The sequence below is a fragment of the Nocardia sp. CC227C genome, assembly GCF_030767025.1.
Classification (GTDB): domain Bacteria; phylum Actinomycetota; class Actinomycetes; order Mycobacteriales; family Mycobacteriaceae; genus Nocardia.
Genome location: NZ_JASITE010000011.1, coordinates 215,680 through 237,405, shown reverse-complemented (window position 1 = coordinate 237,405; position 21,726 = coordinate 215,680). Strand labels below are relative to the sequence as shown.

Genomic DNA, 21,726 nt, shown 5'->3' with positions numbered 1-21,726 from the left:
CGTGTGTCGTCTCGCGCTGTGTCGGGAGGATCAGCAAGTAAGGAGAGCTACCGAGCAGTGGCTGCCAACGACTCCAACGCAAGCGGCTCCACCCCGGGCAAAGCGGGAAACCAGGACTACGGTGCCTCCAACATCACGGTCCTGGAGGGCCTCGAAGCCGTCCGCAAGCGTCCCGGCATGTACATCGGTTCCACCGGTGAGCGCGGTCTGCACCACCTGATCTGGGAGGTCGTGGACAACTCCGTCGACGAGGCGATGGCCGGATACGCCTCCCGCGTCGACGTGACCCTGCTGGCCGACGGCGGCGTCCAGGTCGTCGACGACGGCCGCGGTATCCCGGTGGAGATGCACGCCCAGGGCATTCCGACCGTCGAGGTCGTCATGACCCAGCTGCACGCGGGCGGCAAATTCGACTCCGACGCCTACGCGGTGTCCGGCGGCCTGCACGGCGTCGGCATCTCGGTGGTGAACGCGCTGTCCACCCGCATGCACGTGGAGATCGACCGCGACGGTTTCCACTGGAGCCAGGAGTACAAGGACTCCAAGCCGGGCAAGCTCATCAAGGGCGAGCCCACCAAGCGCACCGGCACCACCCAGACGTTCTGGGCGGATCCGAACATCTTCGAGACCACCATCTACAACTTCGAGACGGTCGCGCGCCGCCTGCAGGAGATGGCGTTCCTGAACAAGGGCCTCACCATCACCCTGACCGACGAGCGGGTCTCCGAGAGCGAGATCACCGACGAGGTGGTGAGCGAGACCGCCGAGGCGCCCAAGCATCTCGACGAGAACGCGCCGCCCGCCGAGCCCAAGGTCAAGACCCGGACCTACCACTACCCGGGCGGTCTCGAGGACTACGTCAAGCACATCAACCGGACCAAGACGCCGATTCACAACTCGATCGTGTCGTTCACCGGCAAGGGCACCGGGCACGAGCTCGAGGTCGCCATGCAGTGGAACTCCGGCTACTCCGAGTCGGTGCACACCTTCGCCAACACCATCAACACCCATGAGGGCGGCACCCACGAGGAGGGCTTCCGCGCCGCGCTCACCACGGTGGTGAACAAGTACGCGAAGGACAAGAAGCTCCTCAAGGAGAAGGACGGCAACCTCACCGGCGACGACATCCGCGAGGGCCTGGCCGCCATCGTGAGCGTGAAGGTCGCCGACCCGCAGTTCGAGGGCCAGACCAAGACCAAGCTCGGCAATACCGAGGTCAAGTCGTTCGTGCAGCGCACCTGTAACGAGCATCTGACGCACTGGTTCGAGGCCAATCCGGCCGATGCCAAGACCATCGTGCAGAAGGCGGTGTCGTCGGCGCAGGCGCGCGTGGCCGCCCGCAAGGCGCGTGAGCTGGTGCGGCGCAAGAGCGCGACCGATCTGGGCGGTCTACCCGGCAAGCTGGCGGACTGCCGCTCCAAGGATCCGAGCAAGTCCGAGATCTACATCGTCGAGGGCGACTCCGCCGGCGGCTCGGCGAAATCCGGCCGCGACTCCATGTACCAGGCGATCCTGCCGCTGCGCGGCAAGATCATCAATGTCGAGAAGTCGCGCATCGACAAGGTGCTCAAGAACAACGAGGTGCAGTCGATCATCACGGCGTTCGGCACCGGTATCCACGACGAGTTCGACATCGGCAAGCTGCGCTACCACAAGATCGTGCTGATGGCCGACGCCGACGTGGACGGTCAGCACATCTCCACGCTGCTGCTGACCCTGCTGTTCCGGTTCATGCGACCGCTGGTCGAGCACGGGCACGTCTTCCTGGCGCAGCCGCCGCTGTACAAGCTCAAGTGGCAGCGCTCGGATCCGGAATTCGCCTACTCCGACCGCGAGCGTGACGGTCTGCTGGAGCGCGGCCTGGCCGCGGGCAAGAAGATCAACAAGGACGACGGCGTCCAGCGCTACAAGGGTCTCGGCGAGATGAACCCGAAGGAGCTGTGGGAGACCACCATGGACCCGAGCGTGCGGGTGCTGCGCCTGGTCACCCTGGATGACGCGGCGGCCGCCGACGAGCTGTTCTCGGTCCTCATGGGTGAGGACGTCGAGGCTCGGCGCAGCTTCATCACCCGCAACGCCAAGGATGTTCGCTTCCTGGACGTCTGAGTTCCCGGCTGAGGAAGCGCCCACCGTCGACCCGTCCATTCCCGAGGAACACCTCGAGAGACTTCCCACGGAGACCAATTCATGACTGAGACCTCCCTGCCCCCGTCGGGTGGCGACCGGATCGAACCGGTCGACATCCAGCAGGAGATGCAGAACTCCTACATCGATTACGCCATGAGCGTGATCGTGGGCCGTGCGCTGCCCGAGGTGCGCGACGGCCTCAAGCCGGTGCACCGCCGGATCATGTACGCGATGTACGACAACGGGTATCGGCCCGACCGCAGCTATGTGAAGTCGGCTCGCCCGGTCGCCGACACCATGGGCAACTATCACCCGCACGGTGACACGGCCATCTACGACACCCTGGTGCGGATGGCGCAGCCCTGGTCGCTGCGCTACCCGCTGGTCGACGGCCAGGGCAACTTCGGTTCGCGCGGCAACGACGGCGCGGCCGCCATGCGCTATTGCGTCAGCGGCGACGCCCTGGTGCGATTGCCACTCGGGCGCTCCGTCCGCATCGCCGACGTCGTGGCGGACGCCGCACCCAACTCGGACAACGAGATCGACCTCAAGGTCGTAGACCGGCACGGTGATCCGGTGCGTGCCGACGCCTTGTTCCACTCCGGTACGCACCGCACCCTGACGGTGACCACCGACGAGGGCTACGAGCTCACCGGCACCCTGAATCATCCGGTGTTGTGCCTGGTCGATGTGGCCGGTGTTCCCACTCTGCTGTGGAAGCTGATGTCGGAGATCCGTCCGGGTGACCGGGTTGCCATGCAGCGGGTTCCGGCGCAGGAGATCGGTGTCGCGGACTGGTCGGAGTCGGCGGTGGCCCTCCTGTACGGGGCATTTGTCAGCGAGGGGTACGTATCCGAGACTCGTGCGGGCTTCAACAATGTGGACCGCGAGTTCTTCGACATGGTGGTGGCCGCCTACGACACGGTCGTCGGCGGCTCTCGATATGTATCGCACCGAGTCATCGGATCGGGTTCGCTGCTGCATGACCTCGATATCCAGAACCTGACAGCCTTGCGCCGGTCGCCGCTGGCCACGCTGATCGGCCAGCGCAGCGCCGCCAAGCAGGTGCCCGAGTTCATCTGGCAGGGCACCACGGCGGTCAAACGTGTCTTCCTGGGCGCGCTGTTCGAGGGTGACGGATCGTGCTCGGCGCTGCCGCGCAACACCGTCCAGATCTCCTACTCCACCCGTAGCGAGCAGCTCGCCAAGGATGTGCAGCAGCTACTGCTCGAGTTCGGTGTGGTTTCCAAGCGATACCGCCATGCCATCGGCGAATACAAGGTGGCCATCACGAATCGGCGCGACGCCCGACTGTTCAGCGACCGGGTCGGATTCGGCGGTCGAAAGCAGGTCAAGCTGACGGCCATTCTGGACCGGATCGAGTCTCGGAGCCCCGCCTCGTCGGCCCGGTCGCTCAGTGGTGATCATGTCCCCGGTCTCGCCGCCTTCGTTCGTGCGCACGGTGCGGTGAGCACCGCTGATCAAGCATGGCTCGATCGGCACAATCTTGATCGGATCGAGCGCTGGGAACACCGAGCCGAGGAGATACTCGGCCGCATCGGAGATCCCGAGGTCCGCGCGATCGCACGGGACCTCACCGATGGCCGTTTCTACTACGCGCCGGTCGCCGAGGTCGCGGATGCCGGCGAACGGGACGTATTCAGCCTGCGCGTCGACACCGCCGACCATGCCTTCATCACCAATGGATTCGTCAGCCACAACACCGAGTGCCGTCTGACGCCGCTGGCCATGGAGCTGCTGCGCGAGATCGACCACGAGACGGTCGATTTCCTGCCGAACTACGACGGCAAGACGCAGGAGCCGGTGGTCCTCCCGGCCCGGGTGCCGGTGCTGCTCATGAACGGCAGCAACGGCATCGCGGTCGGTATGGCGACGAATATCCCGCCGCACAATCTGACCGAGCTGGCCGAGGCCATCTACTGGGCGCTGGACAATCACCTCGCCGACGAGGAGTCCACCCTCGCCGCGTGCATGGAGCGGGTGAAGGGGCCGGACTTCCCGACCTCGGGCCTGATCGTGGGCACCCAGGGCATTCACGACGCGTACACGACCGGCCGCGGTTCGATCAAGATGCGCGGCGTGGTGGAGATCGAGGAGGACAATCGCGGTCGCACCACGATCGTCATCACCGAGCTGCCCTACCAGGTCAACACCGACAACTTCATCAACTCGATCGCCGAGCAGGTGAAGGACGCCAAGATCGCGGGCGTCGCCGATATCCACGACGAGTCCTCCGACCGCGTGGGTATGCGCATCGTCATCACGGTCAAGCGTGACGCGGTCGCCAAGGTGGTGCTGAACAACCTCTACAAGCACACCCAGCTGCAGACCAGTTTCGGCGCGAACATGCTGTCCATCGTGGACGGCGTGCCGCGCACGCTGCGCCTGGACCAGATGATTCGCCTGTATGTGAATCACCAGTTGGACGTGATCGTCCGGCGTACCAAGTATCTGCTGCGCAAGGCCGAGGAACGCGCCCATATCCTGCGCGGCCTGGTCAAGGCGCTGGACCAGCTGGACGCCGTGATCGCCCTGATCCGTCGTTCGGCCGATACCGAGACCGCCCGCACCGGCCTGATGCAGCTGCTCGATATCGACGAGATCCAGGCGACGGCCATTCTCGATATGCAGCTGCGCCGCCTGTCCGCCCTGGAACGGCAGAAGATCCTCGACGAATTGGCCAAGATCGAGGCCGAGATCGCCGACCTGAAGGACATTCTGGCGAAGCCGGAGCGGCAGCGCGCCATCGTGCGCGACGAGCTGGCCGAAATCGTGGATAAGCACGGCGACGAGCGTCGTACCAAGATCATCTCCGCGGACGGCGACGTCGCCGACGAGGATCTGATCGCCCGCGAGGACGTGGTCGTCACCATCACCGAGACCGGCTACGCCAAGCGCACCAAGACCGACCTGTACCGCTCGCAGAAGCGCGGCGGCAAGGGCGTGCAGGGCGCGGGTCTCAAGCAGGACGACATCGTCAAGCACTTCTTCGTCACCAGCACGCACGACTGGCTGCTGTTCTTCACCAACAAGGGCCGGGTGTACCGGGTCAAGGCGTACGAGCTGCCCGAGGCCAACCGCACCGCGCGCGGCCAGCACGTGGCGAATCTGCTGGCCTTCCAGCCGGACGAGAAGATCGCCCAGGTCATCCAGATCAAGTCCTACGAGGACGCGCCCTACCTGGTGCTCGCCACCCGCAAGGGCCTGGTGAAGAAGTCCAGGCTGACCGATTTCGACTCCAACCGCAGTGGCGGCATCGTCGCCGTGAACCTGCGCGACGAGGACGAACTGGTCGGTGCCGCGCTGTGTGCCGCCGATGACGATCTGCTGCTGGTGTCCGCGCACGGCCAGTCGATCCGCTTCGCCGCCAATGACGAGGTGCTGCGTCCCATGGGCCGCGCCACCTCCGGTGTGCAGGGCATGCGCTTCAACACCGACGACGAACTGCTGTCGCTCAATGTGGTGCACGAGGGCGAACAGGGCTTCTTGCTCGTCGCGACCTCGGGCGGGTACTCCAAGCGCACGGCGCTGGACGAGTACACCGCGCAGGGTCGCGGTGGAAAGGGTGTATTGACCATCCAGTACGACCAGAAACGTGGCAGTCTGGTCGGAGCGCTCATCGTCGACGATGACGACGAGCTGTACGCCATCACCTCCGGCGGCGGTGTGATCCGGACGGCGGCCAACCAGGTGCGCAAGGCCGGACGCCAGACCAAGGGCGTGCGATTGATGAACCTGGGCGAGGGCGCTACGTTGCTCGCAATCGCGCGCAACGCCGATGAGCCCGACGCGGTTTCCGGTGAAGAAGATGCCAGTGGTTCGGCGAAGCAGTAGTTTTCTCGACAGCAGCGGCGGCACAACGGATCGAAGGATTCACCATTGACCACTCCGAATCAGCCGAATGACCAGCGGCAGCATGCCAACGGTGTGACCGAGCGAATCGCACCGTCCCCGATTCCGCCGCGCCCGATTCCGCGGCCGGGATCGCCGGAGGGACAGCCGCAAACGCCCGAAATGTCGGGTCAGTCCGGTGATTTCGCGCAGGATGGCACCGCCGGACGGCGGAGTGATCCGGCCGACGCCGCTCCGGAGCGGGCCGCGGAACCGGCGGCCTCCGGCGACGGGCAGACCACGTCCCGGTTCGAGGAGGGCGGTTGGTCCCAGCTACCGCAGCGGGAGCCGCAGTCCAACCTCTACCGTCCCGGCCAGGCTCCGGTGGCCGGACGACCGGCCTCCGCGCCCGGGGTCGGCCTGAACGCGGGTGCGTCCAATGCCCGCACCACGGCCGATCTGGCCGCCAAGGCGGCCCGCAAGGAAGCCGCCATGGTGAAGTCCGTCGGCATCGACGGGCCGACCCGCAGCATCGCGCGGCCGGAACTGGTCAAGGACATGCCGGATCTGTCGGATCTGCGGCATCCGCTGCCGCAGCATGTGGAGGCTCCGGCGGCCGTGGCCGGGGGACCGGTGTCGCCGTCGGCGCCGACGGCCGTGCAGCAGGCCGTCTCCAGCGGTGAACCGCTGCGGGCGACCGTGCAGCTGCGCCATATCGATCCGTGGTCCACGCTGAAGGTGTCGCTGGTGATCAGCGTCGCGCTGTTCTTCGTGTGGATGCTCGCGGTGGGTCTGCTGTACCTCGTGCTCGAGGGCATGGGCGTGTGGGAGCGGATGAATTCCACTTTCACCGACATCGTCTCCGACGGCGGCTCGTCCTCGGCGATCGTGGACGCGGGCACCGTCTTCGGCTACGCCGGTGTCATCGGCATGATCAATGTGGTGCTTTTCACCGCGCTGTCCACGGTCGGCGTGTTCGTCTACAACAACTGCACCGATCTGGTCGGCGGCATCCAGGTGACCCTGGCCGATCCGGACTAGCTCGCCCGCATCGGAGTACCTCTCCAAGCGGCCGGCGGCGGGCTCCTACAAGCCCACTACCGGCCGTTTTGGTTACTCGGGGAGTCGTACGGTAATCTCATGCCTCGGTTCGGGTGAGACACCCGGAACCGAGATGAGGGCCTATAGCTCAGGCGGTTAGAGCGCTTCGCTGATAACGAAGAGGTCGGAGGTTCAAGTCCTCCTAGGCCCACTCCCGAACATCTCTGTAGGGTGGGATTCATGAAATTTCTCCTCACGATCGGCCTCGTCGCCGCGGTGATTTTCGGAATCAGCAAACTGCGTCAGCGCAACGACGCGGACCTCTGGCACGAGGTAACCACCCGCTGAACAACTTTCGGGGATTCTTCCCCGTCCGGGGCCTTAGCTCAATTGGCAGAGCACTGCCTTTGCAAGGCAGGGGTTAGGGGTTCGATTCCCCTAGGCTCCACAGCTATCAGAGCAGGTCAGATAGGGTTTTAGCCCTTCTGGTCTGCTCGTGTCCACACTCCGTGTCCACACACGAACCGCCCCGGCCGGGGCGGTTCGTCGTTTGCGCGGCGCGTTTCGCCATCGGATCTATCGAACGATATGGGGGTTATCCGACCCGCGGCTCGTAATCGGCGTACCGGCGAGGCATGGGCACGGCGGCGGCGATCTCAGCCGCAGCCAACTCCAGTGCCGCCACGGCCGGGTGCCTGGCTCCGAGCTTCGCGGCCACCGCCTCGGCGATCGGCTGAATCCTGTCCCGCAACTCCTGGGATGTGCGCTCGTCCATCGACATCGGAATTCCTCTCATCGGCTCGGACACTGGGTTGTCGGCACTTCACGGGTCCGCGAGTAGTCGCTGAACACGAACGGCTGCCCCTGAATGCTGCCCGTGACGCTCATACTGACACGCCACGTCCCCGCGTAACAGGCTGCCTTGACCTCATACGAGCGGCGACCCGGCGGTCCGGGCGGGATCCCGGCGTCGCGGATGTGCGCCGCGTTCACCCACCGCTCACCCTGGCGGTATTCCAGCGCCAGGATCAGCGAGTGTTCTTCGGGCGGTACATCGCACTGGGCGAACCCGTTGCCGATGATCTCCGGCGGGTACACCGATGGCTGCCGGTGGGTGAACTCGAATCCGCACGACTTCGCGGCGGCCTCGGCGGGCGCGGTGCCGACGGTGGCGACGCCCGCGACAGCCAACGCGGCCGCAGTCGCGACGGGTAAGGCGCGCGGTAGACGGAAGAGAGGAGCAGTGCGCATGATGTCGTCCTATTGGTTCAGTTGTGGGCGTGGACAATTCGGCAGCACCTCGACCGGCGGTGCTCTGGCTGCTGCGACCATGAGGGCACCGGCCTATCGGCCCGAGATGCGGCCGCAGATGGGTCCGCCGGGACGCACCTCCTCGCGCTCGACGAGCACTTTCCAGAACAGTTCACGCTGATCCGGGAACAGGTCGAAGCACTTCCCGAGGTCGACACCGTTCTCGCTGAGCGGCATGGACATGGCGCGTCGGCCGCTACGCACCGCGAAAACCGTTGCGACGCCGCCGACGATCGCCCACAGGGCCGTCCCGCTCTCGTGTTCGCTGGTGTGCATCGTCGGCGTGCCCGTTCGGGCCGCCGCGCCGGGGCGAGGCTGCCGCGTAACGCCGTTGGCAATCGCCGAGCGCGCGGTCCCGCTCGTGGTTGGCGCGCTCACGCGGGCCACCCCGCGGGCACGAGCTTGCCGTCGCCGACGAGCTTCTTGTACGCGATCGTCTTCGTAAGGCACTGGCCGACACGGCATTCGCGGTGTGCCTGCATGGCCTCGTGCGGATGCTCGGCCGCCCACCGAAAGCTCGCGTGGTTGATGATCGCCGCGATGGTCGAGGCGTCGATATTCGGGGGAAGATGAATCGCCATGGCTACCCCCGCATCGGTACGAACTTGCGTGCGGCCTCGGCGTCTAGGCGCGCCTTGATCTCGGCGACTGTGGGACCGCGGTGGCGGCGCGCGTGCGCAACGTCGTCGAGGACGGCCGCCGCGACGACCAGGAGGAGTAGCGCAATGACCGTGATTGCGAGGATGATTTCCATGTCGGGTGCCTCCAGTGCCCTGGAACGGTTTGGAGTGCACCCGGCGCCGAGGAATGACCGCCCACCGACCCTGCGGTTGCAGTGCGATCAATGGGGTGAGGGTCGACTGGTCCCTCCCGGCACCGGGGCAGGACGAACGTAGAACGCCCACCGTGCTGCAACCCGGTCTCAGGGACCGGGCTGACTTTCAGTCCGGGTCAGACTGGGATGCTGAGGCGGTCGGCCAGACCTGCAGCCTGAACACGGTTCGGAGAGCGATGGCCTTGGAGCAGACGGCGCACCATCTCGTGTGCCTCGGAGTTGTACTGCAGGTCTTCAGGGGAGATCTGCTCGGCGTTGAGAAGGTGCAGTAAAGTCCCGGTCTCCTGGCGGCGAAGCTCGTAGGCGCGGGCCAGATCGAGCGCGAAGGTGAACCGCCGCTCGACCGACAGATACTCCGATGTGTCGAGCTGCTCAGCTATCCGCAGTGCCTCGAGCGCGTCCCCTGCTTGAAGTTCGATCGAGATGGCGTGAAACCCGACATTCGTCGTACTGAACATCGTGTGCCCGACATTGCTCATATTCGGCGATCGCACCGCGACCGGATACACACGGTTCAAGCGGTCACGTGCTTCCCAGAGTCGGCCTGTTCGCGCTTCGGCCACCGTCGCCACTAGTTCGAGCGCGCCCGCCAGCACAATTGCAGCGGGTTCGGCCCTACTCTCGGCGAGGACTGACGCTGCGGCGTTGGTCGCTAGCTCGATGGCTGCCTCGTACTCGTTGGAGATCAGCAGAGTGTGGCCGAGATTCCATCTTGCTACCGCAAGTCGAATTGGGTTGTCGGCATCCTCGGCTGCTCGGATACCGCGATCGGCGACCAAGTACGACAGATCTGATCGACCGACGCGCCGCGTCACCGTGCGCAGCAACCCGTACAGGTCGCTGGCTACGCCAGCGGTCTCGCGATGCCGTGAATCATGGCGGCTGGCCCGCAAGGTCGCTTCAGTATTGCGGATCAACTCCGGCAATGTAGGCAACACATCGCTGTATCGGTGGTCGCTAGTCTGCCAGGTTCGCCACGCGAGATCTGTCCGTGCGGAAAGATCGGCCAGATCAGTCGGAACACCGCCGCCCGACAACAACGCCAGCGCCAACCGGTTGCCGCAACCGGCCGCAGGTGACGTGGGGGCTGCGGGCGTATCGCCCAGCAATACGCCTGCCGGAATACGCAGCGCGTCGGCGAGCGACTGAATCACGCGGGTGCTCGGAATTTTCCGCCCGCGCTCGATCTGTCCGAGGTAGTCCTCGCTGATCCCGGCGAGGCCCGCAACGACGGCCTGTGACTTTCCAGACCGCTCGCGATGTACACGGATCCGTGCGCCGATACTGTCATTGGGGCGTGGCGCTCTGGCCATGTCTGCCACAGTAGGGGCCGGAGGTGACGACCCGCATGTCATTCAGGCAGAACGACAGCGTTCTCGTGCTGTGGGATGTCGACCATACGCTCATCGAGACCCGTGGGGTCGGTCGCGCATCGTTCGCCGCAGCGTTCGAGGACGTCACCAGCCGCACCTTGGAGCGCATGCCCCAAATCACCGGCCGTACTGAACCGGACATCTACGCTGCCGCGGCAGCACTGCATGATATCGATCGGCCGCCTCTCTTTCCGGTGTTCGCCGAGTCGCTCGCAGCGGCGTATATCGAACGGCAGGAGCAACTTCGCGAGCAAGGTCGCGTGATGCCCGGAGCCGAGGAAGCGCTCGAGCACCTCGCGACGATCAAGGGAATCCGGCAATCGGTCCTCACTGGCAATACCCGTCGAGTCACACGCATCAAGCTCGAAACCTTCGGCCTGCACAAGCATCTCGACCTCGCCACCGGCGCCTACGGCGACGACGATAGGCATCGGCCCGCGCTCGTCCCCATCGCACAAGCCCGTGCCAGCAACGACGGCGAATTCGGCCAACACAATACGGTGTTGATCGGCGACAGTCTCGGCGATATCGAGACTGCCCGCCAGGGTGGCGCACGCGTGATCGCGGTCGCAGCAGGCGGTACAGCCGCAGCTGATCTCGAGACCGCCGACGCCGTTCTCAGCGACCTCACCGATGCGGCGGGAATTGAACACCTGATCCGTGCGCTGGCGCGGGGCTGAGGCGCAGCCGTGAGGAGCGCGCGGCTCATACCCTTTCAGCACGCCGTTGGCAGCACGCGGAGCGGCGGTTGCGCCCCGTGGACGCGGGCTCGTAGTGCGCGACTACGACCCGGTGTCGCCGGAAGCGCTGGAGTCGTTGGCGCAGGGGCCCAACGTGGCGGTACTGCCGCTGACGCGAGTCGAAGCGCCGTCGTACCCCGACATCTAGCCGCGCGCACCTACGCGACTGTGCCACCCGCCAGCGGCCCGGCCGTGCGGCCACCCATGCGCGCGCCTCATGCACCTCGGCGATTTGTACCAGCGTACAAGCCAACTCGTCGACGTCGCTGTCGCGGCCGAGTTCCGCGACAGGGTGCGACCTTTCATCACCGCGCCTGTATAGAAGTGGGCATGACTCGTATCGGTGTGACCGGACATATGAACATCACCGCCGACTCGGTTCCGCTCATCTACGACGAGATCCACCGCGTCCTCGACGAGCACGGCGATGCGGCCGACCTCGTCGGCGTCAGCTGCATCGCCCGCGGTGCCGACTCGGTGTTCGCGCAGGCCGTACTCGACGCGGGCGGCCGACTCGAGGTCGTGCTGCCGTCGCGGAACTACCGTGAGCGCAAGGTCAAGCCCGATCACACCCAGCAGTTCGACGGGCTCATCCGGTGCGCCGACACCGTCCGTGTGATGGAGTTCGACGAGGCGGGCCGTGAGGCATACGAGGCCGCGAACGAGGCAGTCGTCGGTACCTGTGATGCGCTGATCGCCGTATGGGATTCCCAGCCCAACGGGAAGGGCGGTACCGGCACCGTCGTCGAGCTGGCCCGCGACAAGGGCGTGCCTGTCGTCATCGTCTGGCCCGACGGCGCTTCGCGAGGCTGATCAACAGCGATCGGTCTCGGCGGGTAGATGTTTCCCGAACTGTGGACGCCGTCCACTGGCAGACGAATCGAATCGGGCGTAGGCGCCGACGGGCCACACGAGCCATAAGCGGCATGGGGCATACTTCGAGAACCCTTGCTGGGTGGTGCGGCACGAATCTATGTGCGGTCGCTGGTTGGGAACGTACGTGCAGGGTCCGAGGCATCGGCAGTCGATCGTGGTCGAGTCTTACGCCGGACCCCGACAGCCGCCGCGCCGGCAGCAACTGCAAAGGCGAGGTAAAACGAGCCCAGCCCAACACGGCCGTACCAATACGTCGCTGTATCGGTAGAGTCCGAGAAGCTATCGTGAGGAAAAAACACGGCTAGCAGGCAACCGAACGAGAAGAACGCGAGTAGCCACGTCGTAGCCCAACTCAGCGCCTTACGCAGGCCCACGCTCCACGGTTCAATCCGAGCCGTACCACGCCGATGAATCCATAGAGCGGACGCGGCGAAACCGACGGCTAGCGACAAAGACACCACCGCCCACAACACCCGTGTCTGAATACCGTTGTCGGGGCTCCGGTTCCCAGTAACACCGAGGTACACACTGCACACCGCGAATACGCCAAACGACACCACCCACGCCCATCTCAGCGCACCCAATGTCCGCTCGCGTACAGACCGGCCATCGACGTTCACAAGAACAGCATACTTGCAGCAAATTACTCTGAAGTGCCTATAAGAGTCGAGACACCAGGCCATGGAAACCTCATTCGGCAATTTAGTGCGTTCGGCCCGGCACCCGATCGATTCGGCCCGTTGATCTTCGCCTCGCCCGCGCTGGCCGGTTCGGTCAGCGCGACCAGCGGCAAGAGCCGAGTTCTTCGCTAGTCGTCTGCTGCAACGATCAGTGTGAGGACTCGAACAGGTTCATCGATCGCTACCAGTTCATGAAAGCCATCTACGCCCACAACCCAACCCCAGTCATGCTGGGCATCGGGGCGAAGGTCGGGCAGTTGAAACAACTTCGGTGCCTCCAGCAACGGAAACACTTGCGTGTTCAACTCGGCCTGGAGGCTCGATCCAGCACGATGGACCGCTCGCTGTCGAAGGTAAGCAGACTGTCCATGCCGTGAGCTTGCCACACCGATCGAGCCCGACCAGGGAGGCTCGATTCGGCATCCTGCATTCGGCAGACCAGTGCGTTCGGGCCCGCCGGTTGATTCAGGATGAGGTGGAGAAGCACAGGGTAGGGGAGGTGCTCCTTGCCTCGGTGTGGCAGCAGCGTCCCGCATAGCAGGAGCCCGACTTGTACGGCGAATCCGCTGAGTTCCGCCGCTCCGGGTCTTCGCCATGACATTGAGGAGCATCCCGAGTAGCCCGCCTGGAATGGCGGAGATCCCCAGTGCCATCAGTGCCGCGCCCTGGGGATAGCTCTGAGTATGGGTATCGGCGAGTTCGTCCGTCAGATCCCAATCGGACGGATTACTGTTCGGAAGAGGTAGCGCCACTTGCTCGCAACCAACTGCGCCGCCTCTATCCGTCCGGTCGACTCCATGACCACGAGTCGATCCGCCACACGGTGTTCTCCTTGACGACACCAATGACGGCCTCGAGCGGGGATTTCGACCAGCCCTCGGGCATGGTTGCCGTGGCGCGCACAGAATGCGGAGGCGATCCCCACAGGTCATACTCGATCGGTTCGATCTTGGCTGGTACCCGATGCCAGCACACGGAATCGCGGAGGTCGTTGAGGCCGGGTTGGCCAGGTCGCTGGTCGAACTCGTGACGCCATCGAGCCGACAGGGCATGGCGAATATACGCACGGTTCTGTGTCGAGATCCCTCGCAGCAGACGGCCGATTTGGAAGTACACGTCCGCGCGATCGTGCTGGTCGGACTCGACGCGCCCGTCATCCATGCCGCGTTCTTCGGCAACGTCGACCAGTTGGGCCAAGGTCTCGGTGAGATCTCCACGGATGTGAGGTTCGTAGCGACACTGGGCGATATCCCCGGGCGGCGCATCGGGATCTGTACTGGAGAAGTTGCATACCAGGGCCTCGGGCTGTAATTCGTCATCGCCGATCAGGACATGAATTCGTCCGGCCGGGGGCGGATGGAAGATCGGTTCGATCATTTCCCAGTTCCGCATCTCGAAGCCCGGCGGATCTCCGGTGAAGTACTCGATCTCGAGAAAAGCGGTCCACTCCAGCCATCGTGGCGAGGCACCGAGCTCATCGGCTGGGTACAGGAAGGAACCACCGATCGCCTCGATGCCGCTGCAGATCGACATCAGCTCTCTGTATTGGTGATCGAAGCGGACCCCTAGTCGCGACTCTGCCGCAGCGAGCTCGGCCGAGGAAGCTGGAAGTCCGGGTGTTGCCCCGATGCGTACAGCTCGAGCTACAAGATCACGAAGCTCCATGGCGCTGACGCTACCAACGGAACTGGGCGGCCAGCGGGAACGCCTCGTATTGCGCTGTCCCACCCGAGTGCCCCCAGCCTCCTGATTGGCAGACGACAAAGTCAAGACTGCCCGAACAACGCACCGAACACAGAAACTGCGAACGGAGGCCCCCAGAGGATTCGGCGCAGACCTCGAAGGGGCCGCCTCTGCCCACACGCCGCGTCTACACCGCCCTCGCCCGCTGGCAGGAATGCGGCGGGTCGAATGCGACGGCACCTGCCCGTGCGACCGCCAACTCTCGGGGGCGCGCGGTCCATCCCCAGCCGCGTTCATGTCGGATGGGGTAGCTGACGCCGGGCCGTGGATGTGTTCCGGGGCTGGTGGGCGCAGCGGCGACGTGGCGTGATCCTCGGCAGGAGATGACGGTCGGCGCGGCCTCGCGAACGGCGTGGTTCGGTCTGCTGCCGCCGCGAAACTACCGCGAGCGCGGATCTAGCAGGGCCCCGGGATCTGGTCGGCGGACCACCTCGCGAGTACATAGGACAACGCGCCGAAGGCAGCACCCGCCAGGGCGATCGGGATGGATCCGATGATGAAGACCGGCAACCCGAGGAAGAATCCGATTACCGCACCGATCGCCGCGCGCGTGCCGATCGAGTCCCCCGGCATCATGCACATTGCGACAGGCTCACCCGTCTCATCGATCGTGACCCCTATCGCTGCCGGAGCCTCGACCGACCCGGCCGAAACAGGAGCTGCGGCCGCTCGGCCACTGAATCCTGCGACCAGGATGCCAATGACAAGGATGCCGAGCAGAGTTAGTGCAGCGCGTTTCATGAATTCCCCTGTAGATGAACGAATGTCAACGGTCCCCGACTGCGGGCAATCATCGCGCCAGGCCACGGAACCCGCCAGTCGAGCCACAGATTCGGCGCAGAATGTCAGCTTGAGGGGACCGGCCGAGACAGCGGTCGTGATGTACGGGCCGGATAGTGCCGAGGTTGTCCGCACCCGTGTGCCGGACAGGGTTGCCCGGCCGGGCAGTGGGCCGCGAGGCACGTGCATCGGATCCCTCCGCTGGAGGTCCGTACTTGTCACAGGCATGAGCGCCGCGTCGTTCCCGGCTGGTCTGTGATCGGTCACCAGGCGGGTCGTGGCGGCGGCGTGGTGGGGGGTTCGCGCCGTAAGGTGGCCCCATGGCCTCCACCGAGATCTCCAAGTTGGTTCAGTCGGTGGTCGAGCCGTATCTGCTGAGCGGGGAGCGCAAGTACAACCGGCGGCAGGTGGCCGACCGCACCGGGGTGCCGTCGACCTTGTCGCGGCGGCTGTGGGTGTCGCTGGGGTTTCCGGCCGATCCGGATGACGAGGCGATCGAGTTCACCGATGCCGATGTGCAGGCGGTGCGCACCTTCACCAATCTGAGTGTGCTTGCGCGCGCGGATGTTCCGCGGCAGACGGCGGCGGCGCGGCAGTTGGGGCAGTCCATGGCGCGGCTGGCGGAGTGGCAGGTGGATCTGGTCACCGAGGAGATCCTGGACCGGATCGCCGCCATTGCAGAGGCCGATCCCGCGGCCGATCCGCAGGAGGCGGCGCGGGCGGCCACCGAGGAGGTCGTCACCGAACTCGAGCAGCTGCTCTCCTATGCCTGGCGGCGGCAGCTCGCCTCCTCGCTGGCGCGCTCGCTGGACGGCGGCGCGGTGGCGGGGGACCAGGTGCGGCAGTTGGCGGTCGGTTTCGCCGATATGGTCAGCTACACGCGCCTGACCCGGCACCTCGATCCCGAGGAGCTCTCGGCGCTGTTGGAGTCCTTCGAGACCGTCACCAGCAATGCGATCACCGCGGGCGGCGGCTGGGTGATCAAGAACGTCGGCGACGAGGTCATGTACGCGGCCGGGTCCGCCGATCAGGGGGCGCGGATCTCCCTCGCCATTCAGGAGGCGGCGGAAGCGTCGCCGGGCATCACCACGCAGTTGCGCATCGGCCTGGCCTACGGGCCGGTATTGCAGCGCTTCGGCGACCTCTACGGCGATGTGGTGAACGTGGCCGCCCGGCTCACCGGTGTGGCGCGGCCGGGCACCGTGCTCATCGACGACGGCGCGGCCGCGCGGCTCGACGGCGATCCGGAGTTCACGCTCCGGCATCTGCGCAGTGTGCGGGTGCGCGGGATCAGCCGACTGCGCGGGCATGTGCTGCGCCGCAACGAGATTCGCCCACTCGTCTAGATCGTATTGGTCTAGTCCGGCGAACCGACTCCAGAAAGGGGGGCGGGCCTCGGCGAAGGGGGGGAGTTAGCCGAGGCCCGCGATTGGTCGGCCCGGGGGGGAGGGGCCGACGGGAACGATCCTACGCGACGAATCGTGTTTGTGTGCGCACGGGGACCATCGCGTTGGAGATTTTTTCGCCGAACTTGTCGTACCCCGCTGCGAACATGTGTTCGTGCACGAGCTGTCGAGAACCGCGCGCCGCCGGATCCCCACGGGATGCGGCTCCGCGTGCCCGACAGGCGTTTCGAAACGGGGTAAATGGGATGAAATCACGATCAGCCTGGGCAATACTGGGGCAATAGCTTCCCGGTCACGGTCGACAGTATCTGCGCAGCTCACAAGCCTGTACGAGCTCAGAACCCATACGACACCAGGAGAAACATGCCCGACGCAATAGTCGCAGAGGGGCTGGTCAAACGGTACGGCCGCGTGGTCGCACTGGACGGACTCGACCTACGGGTGCCGGAGGGCACCGTCAAAGCCCTGCTGGGGCCCAACGGCGCGGGGAAGACCACCACCGTCCGAGTCCTGACCACCCTGCTCATCCCCGACTCCGGCCGCGCCACCGTCGCCGGGGTCGACGTGCTGAAGGATCCGCAGCTGCTGCGCTCCCGGATCGGCACCTCCGGCCAGTACGCGGCCGTGGACGAATACCTCACCGGCTTCGAGAATCTCGAAATGGTCGGTCGGCTGTACCACCTCGGGATTCAGCGCAGTAAGCAGCGCGCCCGGGAGCTGCTGGAGCGCTTCCGGCTCGCCGACGCCGGTGACCGCCCGGTGAAGGGCTACTCCGGCGGTATGCGGCGGCGGCTCGACCTCGCGGGCGCTCTGGTCGCCAATCCGCCGGTGCTGTTCCTGGACGAACCCACCACCGGCCTCGATCCCCGTGCGCGCCTGGACCTCTGGGATGTCATGGAGGAGCTGGTCGCCGGGGGCACCACCCTGTTGCTGACCACCCAGTACCTGGAGGAGGCCGACCGGCTGGCCGACTCCATCGCCGTGATCGACCACGGCACGGTGATCGCCGAGGGCACCTCCGACGAACTCAAGTCCATGGTCGGCGGCGACCGCATCGAGCTGACCGTGGACCATGTGGACAATCTGGCGGTCGCCGAGCAGGCACTGTCCGGGCTGGCCCACGGCGAGATCCGGCTGGAGCCGGGGCTGCGGCGCATCATCGTTCCGGTCAGCAATGGTTCGCAGGCGCTGGTCGACGCCATCGGTCAGCTCACCAAGCACGAGGTGGCGATTCACGACGTGGGCCTGCGAAGGCCGTCGCTCGACGACGTGTTCCTGACGCTGACCGGCCACGAGGCCGAGGAACTTGTGAACGGATCGGGTTCGGCCGAGTTGGAGAAGGAGGGACAGGCCCGATGAGCGCCACGCTGACGTCCGTCGAGAAGCCGTCGCTGGCCCAGCGGGCCACCATGTTGGCGAGTGACAGCCTCACCATCACCAAGCGCAATGTCATCAAGATCAAGCGCGTTCCGGACGTGCTGATCTTCACGACGCTGTCGCCGATCATGTTCGTACTGCTGTTCGCGTACGTGTTCGGCACGGCCATCCAGGTGCCCGGTATGGAGGGCGGCTACCGCGAGTTCCTCATCGCGGGCATCTTCGCCCAGACCGTCGTATTCGGCGGCACCTTCACGGGGTTGAGCCTGGCCGAGGATATGCAGAAGGGGATCATCGACCGCTTCCGCTCACTACCCATGGAGCCCGCCGCCGTGCTCATCGGGCGCACCGGCGCGGATGTGGTCATCAATGTGGTGAGCCTGGTGGTGATGTCGCTGGCCGGTCTGGTGGTCGGCTGGCGGATTCGCGGCTCGTTCGTGGACGCGGTGCTGGCGTATCTGCTGCTGTTGCTGTTCGCCTACGCGATCTCGTGGATCATGGCCGTGATCGGCCTGATCGTGCGAGCGCCCGAGGTGTTCAACAATGCCGTCTTCATCGTGATCTTCCCGCTCACCTTCCTGGCCAACACCTTCGTGCCGATGGAGAATCTGCCGGGTCCGCTGAAGCTGTTCGCGGAATGGAATCCGGTGTCGGCGCTGACCCAGGCCACCCGTGATCTGTTCGGCAATACCAGCGCGGCCATGCCGCCGCCGGACACCTGGTCCATGCGGCATCCCGTCGCGACCACGCTCATGTGGGTCGTGGTGATCCTGGTGATCTTCGTCCCGCTGGCGGTGCGGCAGTACAAGCGCTCGGTGAGCAGGTAGGGAACTTTCCGGTCTCAGCGCGTGGTTTCCGTGCCCGCTCCGGCGAGCGGGGTGGGTGCGGAGCCATTGCGCGAGTAACCCAGTCGCGGGGGTTCCGGGGCGGGGGCGGGCGGCTGGGGTCGGCGGTTCAGGACGACCGCGACAATGCTGCCCACCGCTCCGAGTAGTGCCGCCGCGATGATTCGGTTGCGAAAACTCCCCAGCTCCATCCGACCACTGTGACACAGCACGCGGTTTCGCGCAGCAAGGGGCGGTGACCGCAGGTCGCTGGGGGTTCTCCCGCCGGCCACGACATAGCATGGGCGGCGTGACCTCACCGAATCAGACCGCCGTGGCGACGCTGCACACCAACCTCGGCGATATCAAGATCTCGCTCTTCGGTAACCACGCCCCCGCGACGGTGCGCAACTTCATCGGCCTGGCCGACGGTTCCGCCCCGTACACCACCGAGAACGCCGCCGGCACCACCTCCGGGCCGTTCTACGACGGGGCCGTCTTCCATCGCGTGATCGACGGCTTCATGATTCAGGGCGGCGACCCGACCGGCACCGGTCGTGGTGGACCGGGCTACGAGTTCAAGGACGAATTCCATCCCGAACTGCGCTTCGACCGCGGTTACCTGCTGGCCATGGCCAATGCCGGGCCGGGCACCAACGGTTCGCAGTTCTTCATCACCGTCGGTGCGCAGCCGCACCTCAACCGGAAGCACACCATCTTCGGAGAAGTGGTGGATCCCGACTCCCGCAAGGTGGTCGACACCATCGCCACCACCGCGACCGACCGCAACGACCGGCCCAAGGATCCGGTCGTGATCAACAGCGTCACCATCGGCTGAACTCGAAAGCAGTAGAGATGAATCCATACCCACCCGCACCGTCGTGTTACCGCCACCCGGACCGGGCCACCGGTCTGGCCTGCACACGGTGCGGGCGGCCCGCCTGCCCGGAATGCCTGCGCTCGGCCTCGGTCGGGCAGCACTGCGTGGACTGTGTCGCGCAGGGGCAGAAGGACGTTCGGCAGGTGCGCACGGTGGGCGGGGCGCAGCTGGCGCGCAATCCCGTGCCGTTCGTCACCTACGGGCTCATCGCGATCAATGTGATCGTGTTCGGCATCACGGCCTTCCAGGCGCAGAGCGTGTCCCAGAACAGGTTCTCCGAGCTGTTCACCGATTGGGTGCTGTTCCCGGCCTACGTCGCCGACGGCCAGTGGTTCCGTGTCATCGGTTCCGGATTCCTGCACTACGGCGTGCTTCACCTGCTGGTGAACATGCTCGCGCTGTACATCCTCGGCCCCTACTGTGAAACGGCGCTGGGGCGCGGCCGTTTTCTGGCGGTGTACCTGACCTCGCTCATCGGCGGTTCCGCTGCGGCACTGGCGCTGGGGCCCGAGAACGCCGCCACGGCTGGAGCCTCCGGAGCGATCTACGGACTCTTCGGCGCGGTCGCCATCATCATGCTGCGCACCCGGCAGAACCTCACCCAGATCGCCGTCCTGCTGGCCATCAACCTTTTCATCAGCGTGTCGGTGCCGGGCATCTCGCTGTGGGGGCACCTGGGCGGTCTGGCGGCCGGTACCGCCGCGACGGCCGGAATCCTCTACCTGCCGCGCTGGCTGCGGGCCGGCAGTCAGTCGACTGCGTCGGCGATCGGCTGGGGCGCGGTCGGCGTGGTCGCGTTCGCCGCGCTGGCGGTCGCGGCGGTGGCGACGGCGATGGTGACCAGTTGACGATGCCAACCGATGGTGGCGAGCCGAGCCGGTGACACGCACGGCCGGTCGCGCGCACGGGCCGGTGAGACGGACCCGCGTCAGCGGCCCAGATGGGCGCGCAGGGTTTCCAGCACCTCGTCGGGCGCGGCCCCGAGATCCCAGCGGCCGAAGATGAGCAGTCTCTCCTCGCCGCCGTCCTCCACATCCAGTTCGAGCATGGGCATGCGGCGGCCGAGCCGCCGGTACTTGACCACGCGCGCCCGCAGCACCTGCTCGGGCGTATAGCGCTTGGGTCCGGCCACGCCGCGCACCACGATCGGATCGGGGGTGCCCGGTTCGACGGCCAGGCGTGGGCGCTGCCGCAGGCCGACTCCGGCCATGATGAGCAGGGCGACGGCGGCCAGGCCGATGAGCAGCCGACCCGGCGGATCGTCGGACAGGATTGCCGCCACGGCGAGCACGATTCCGCCGAGGGCGCAGACGACGAGGGCGGCGGGCGGGGTGGACCACGCCAAGGCGCGGGAATCGGCCGGTGTCACAGTCCCCAAACCCTCCTCGAGTTGTCCACAGATTCATCCACAAGTGTGTATGAATAACACTGTTGTAAGGCGATCGAGCTCACTAGCAGCCGCTATATGTAGCGGTGGCACCCATCCACACACCGCTCATCTTGTGGAGACTGGGGAAAACTAGCGCCAGCGCATGGTCATGATCAGGCCCACGACCATGAGGCCGAAGCCGATCAGGAAGTTCCACGCACCCAGATCGCTCATCCAGCTGATCTGCTCCGCCGCCAGGTAGTACACCAGCAGCCACACCAGCCCGGCCAGCATGAAACCGAGCATGATGGAGACGTACCACACCGGCGAGGGACCCGCCGCCTTCACTCTGACGGGCGTCCGGCTGGCCGGATTGATCGTGTAGTCCGTCTTCTTCCGGACCTTCGACTTGGGCATGGGCTGTTCCGCCTCTCCGTGACTTCAGCGCATGGCTGAGTGCCGTCGATATTCTTGCATGCGTGCCGGCGGGTGGTGCCGACCCCGATTCTGGG

At 65.7% G+C, this 21,726-nt stretch carries 22 protein-coding genes and 2 tRNA genes; 13 read left to right on the top strand and 11 right to left on the bottom strand.

Annotation, left to right across the window (positions count from 1 at the left end):
* Positions 1-57: 57 nt before the first annotated feature.
* The 6 genes from gyrB (at position 58) to QMO76_RS23080 (ending at position 7,468) form a co-directional block, all read left to right on the top strand.
* The gene (gyrB, locus tag QMO76_RS23105) at positions 58-2,106 is read left to right on the top strand and encodes a DNA topoisomerase (ATP-hydrolyzing) subunit B (RefSeq protein WP_306363408.1); all 2,049 of its coding nucleotides are present in this window, start codon (positions 58-60) and stop codon (positions 2,104-2,106) included.
* A gap of 81 nt (positions 2,107-2,187) precedes the next feature.
* Positions 2,188-5,982: an intein-containing DNA gyrase subunit A gene (gene gyrA / locus QMO76_RS23100; protein WP_306363407.1), complete on the top strand. Its 3,795-nt coding sequence runs from the start codon at positions 2,188-2,190 to the stop codon at positions 5,980-5,982.
* 45 nt (positions 5,983-6,027) lie between these two features.
* Positions 6,028-7,020, top strand: a complete 993-nt coding sequence (locus QMO76_RS23095; protein WP_306363406.1) for a DUF3566 domain-containing protein — start codon at positions 6,028-6,030, stop codon at positions 7,018-7,020.
* Positions 7,021-7,157: 137 nt separating this feature from the next.
* A tRNA-Ile gene (locus QMO76_RS23090) sits at positions 7,158-7,231 on the top strand.
* Between the two features lie 29 nt (positions 7,232-7,260).
* A complete protein-coding gene (locus QMO76_RS23085) occupies positions 7,261-7,368 on the top strand; it encodes a DLW-39 family protein (RefSeq protein WP_218007277.1) in 108 nt (35 codons plus the stop codon).
* Between the two features lie 27 nt (positions 7,369-7,395).
* Positions 7,396-7,468 (top strand) — tRNA-Ala (locus QMO76_RS23080).
* A gap of 147 nt (positions 7,469-7,615) precedes the next feature.
* Here QMO76_RS23080 and QMO76_RS23075 read toward each other — a convergent pair.
* The 6 genes from QMO76_RS23075 to QMO76_RS23050 form a co-directional block, all read right to left on the bottom strand.
* Positions 7,616-7,801 (bottom strand): hypothetical protein, encoded by a 186-nt coding sequence (locus QMO76_RS23075; RefSeq protein WP_306363405.1) that lies wholly within the window; start codon positions 7,799-7,801, stop codon positions 7,616-7,618.
* An 11-nt stretch (positions 7,802-7,812) separates the two neighbouring features.
* Positions 7,813-8,271 carry a hypothetical protein gene (locus QMO76_RS23070; RefSeq protein ID WP_306363404.1) on the bottom strand — a complete coding sequence of 153 codons (459 nt, stop codon included), beginning with the start codon at positions 8,269-8,271 and terminating at the stop codon, positions 7,813-7,815.
* Positions 8,272-8,364: 93 nt separating this feature from the next.
* Positions 8,365-8,709 carry a hypothetical protein gene (locus tag QMO76_RS23065; protein WP_306363403.1) on the bottom strand — a complete coding sequence of 115 codons (345 nt, stop codon included), beginning with the start codon at positions 8,707-8,709 and terminating at the stop codon, positions 8,365-8,367.
* Positions 8,706-8,912 (bottom strand): hypothetical protein, encoded by a 207-nt coding sequence (locus QMO76_RS23060; RefSeq protein WP_306363402.1) that lies wholly within the window; start codon positions 8,910-8,912, stop codon positions 8,706-8,708. The genes QMO76_RS23065 and QMO76_RS23060 overlap by 4 nt, the downstream gene beginning before the upstream one ends.
* Before the next feature lie 2 nt (positions 8,913-8,914).
* On the bottom strand, positions 8,915-9,085 hold the full coding sequence (locus QMO76_RS23055) for a hypothetical protein (RefSeq protein WP_306363401.1): 171 nt from the start codon (positions 9,083-9,085) through the stop codon (positions 8,915-8,917).
* A 197-nt stretch (positions 9,086-9,282) separates the two neighbouring features.
* Entirely contained in the window at positions 9,283-10,479 is a 1,197-nt protein-coding gene (locus tag QMO76_RS23050) for a helix-turn-helix domain-containing protein (RefSeq protein WP_306363400.1), read from the bottom strand.
* Positions 10,480-10,502: 23 nt separating this feature from the next.
* On the opposite strand from QMO76_RS23050, the gene QMO76_RS23045 reads away from it, so the two are divergent.
* Both QMO76_RS23045 and QMO76_RS23040 read left to right on the top strand, forming a co-directional pair.
* Positions 10,503-11,219, top strand: coding sequence for an HAD family hydrolase (locus QMO76_RS23045; protein ID WP_306363399.1), 717 nt, complete (start codon positions 10,503-10,505; stop codon positions 11,217-11,219).
* A 390-nt stretch (positions 11,220-11,609) separates the two neighbouring features.
* The gene (locus tag QMO76_RS23040; RefSeq protein WP_306363398.1) at positions 11,610-12,092 is read left to right on the top strand and encodes a hypothetical protein; all 483 of its coding nucleotides are present in this window, start codon (positions 11,610-11,612) and stop codon (positions 12,090-12,092) included.
* A gap of 1,520 nt (positions 12,093-13,612) precedes the next feature.
* Here the strand turns inward: QMO76_RS23040 and QMO76_RS23035 are convergent.
* A complete protein-coding gene (locus QMO76_RS23035; RefSeq protein WP_306363397.1) occupies positions 13,613-14,500 on the bottom strand; it encodes an SMI1/KNR4 family protein in 888 nt (295 codons plus the stop codon).
* Between the two features lie 474 nt (positions 14,501-14,974).
* Entirely contained in the window at positions 14,975-15,319 is a 345-nt protein-coding gene (locus QMO76_RS23030) for a hypothetical protein (protein WP_306363396.1), read from the bottom strand.
* Positions 15,320-15,678: 359 nt separating this feature from the next.
* Between QMO76_RS23030 and QMO76_RS23025 the strand changes: the two genes are divergently transcribed.
* The 3 genes from QMO76_RS23025 to QMO76_RS23015 all read left to right on the top strand — a co-directional run bounded on the left by QMO76_RS23025 (position 15,679) and on the right by QMO76_RS23015 (position 18,968).
* Complete coding sequence (locus QMO76_RS23025; protein WP_306363395.1) at positions 15,679-16,704, top strand: adenylate/guanylate cyclase domain-containing protein; 1,026 nt, start codon at positions 15,679-15,681, stop codon at positions 16,702-16,704.
* A 423-nt stretch (positions 16,705-17,127) separates the two neighbouring features.
* Positions 17,128-18,123 (top strand): ATP-binding cassette domain-containing protein, encoded by a 996-nt coding sequence (locus QMO76_RS23020; protein ID WP_306363394.1) that lies wholly within the window; start codon positions 17,128-17,130, stop codon positions 18,121-18,123.
* A complete protein-coding gene (locus QMO76_RS23015) occupies positions 18,120-18,968 on the top strand; it encodes an ABC transporter permease (protein ID WP_372342047.1) in 849 nt (282 codons plus the stop codon). The genes QMO76_RS23020 and QMO76_RS23015 overlap by 4 nt, the downstream gene beginning before the upstream one ends.
* A gap of 14 nt (positions 18,969-18,982) precedes the next feature.
* On the opposite strand, the gene QMO76_RS23010 is transcribed toward QMO76_RS23015, so the two are convergent.
* The gene (locus tag QMO76_RS23010) at positions 18,983-19,177 is read right to left on the bottom strand and encodes a hypothetical protein (protein ID WP_143983372.1); all 195 of its coding nucleotides are present in this window, start codon (positions 19,175-19,177) and stop codon (positions 18,983-18,985) included.
* A gap of 98 nt (positions 19,178-19,275) precedes the next feature.
* On the opposite strand from QMO76_RS23010, the gene QMO76_RS23005 reads away from it, so the two are divergent.
* The gene (locus QMO76_RS23005) at positions 19,276-19,803 is read left to right on the top strand and encodes a peptidylprolyl isomerase (protein ID WP_306363393.1); all 528 of its coding nucleotides are present in this window, start codon (positions 19,276-19,278) and stop codon (positions 19,801-19,803) included.
* Between the two features lie 17 nt (positions 19,804-19,820).
* Complete coding sequence (locus QMO76_RS23000; RefSeq protein ID WP_306363392.1) at positions 19,821-20,693, top strand: rhomboid family intramembrane serine protease; 873 nt, start codon at positions 19,821-19,823, stop codon at positions 20,691-20,693.
* An 80-nt stretch (positions 20,694-20,773) separates the two neighbouring features.
* Here the strand turns inward: QMO76_RS23000 and QMO76_RS22995 are convergent, their stop codons facing one another.
* Both QMO76_RS22995 and crgA read right to left on the bottom strand, forming a co-directional pair.
* Positions 20,774-21,214 carry a PH domain-containing protein gene (locus QMO76_RS22995; protein ID WP_306363391.1) on the bottom strand — a complete coding sequence of 147 codons (441 nt, stop codon included), beginning with the start codon at positions 21,212-21,214 and terminating at the stop codon, positions 20,774-20,776.
* Positions 21,215-21,364: 150 nt separating this feature from the next.
* Positions 21,365-21,631: a cell division protein CrgA gene (crgA, locus tag QMO76_RS22990; RefSeq protein WP_306363390.1), complete on the bottom strand. Its 267-nt coding sequence runs from the start codon at positions 21,629-21,631 to the stop codon at positions 21,365-21,367.
* Between the last annotated feature and the right edge of the window lie 95 nt (positions 21,632-21,726).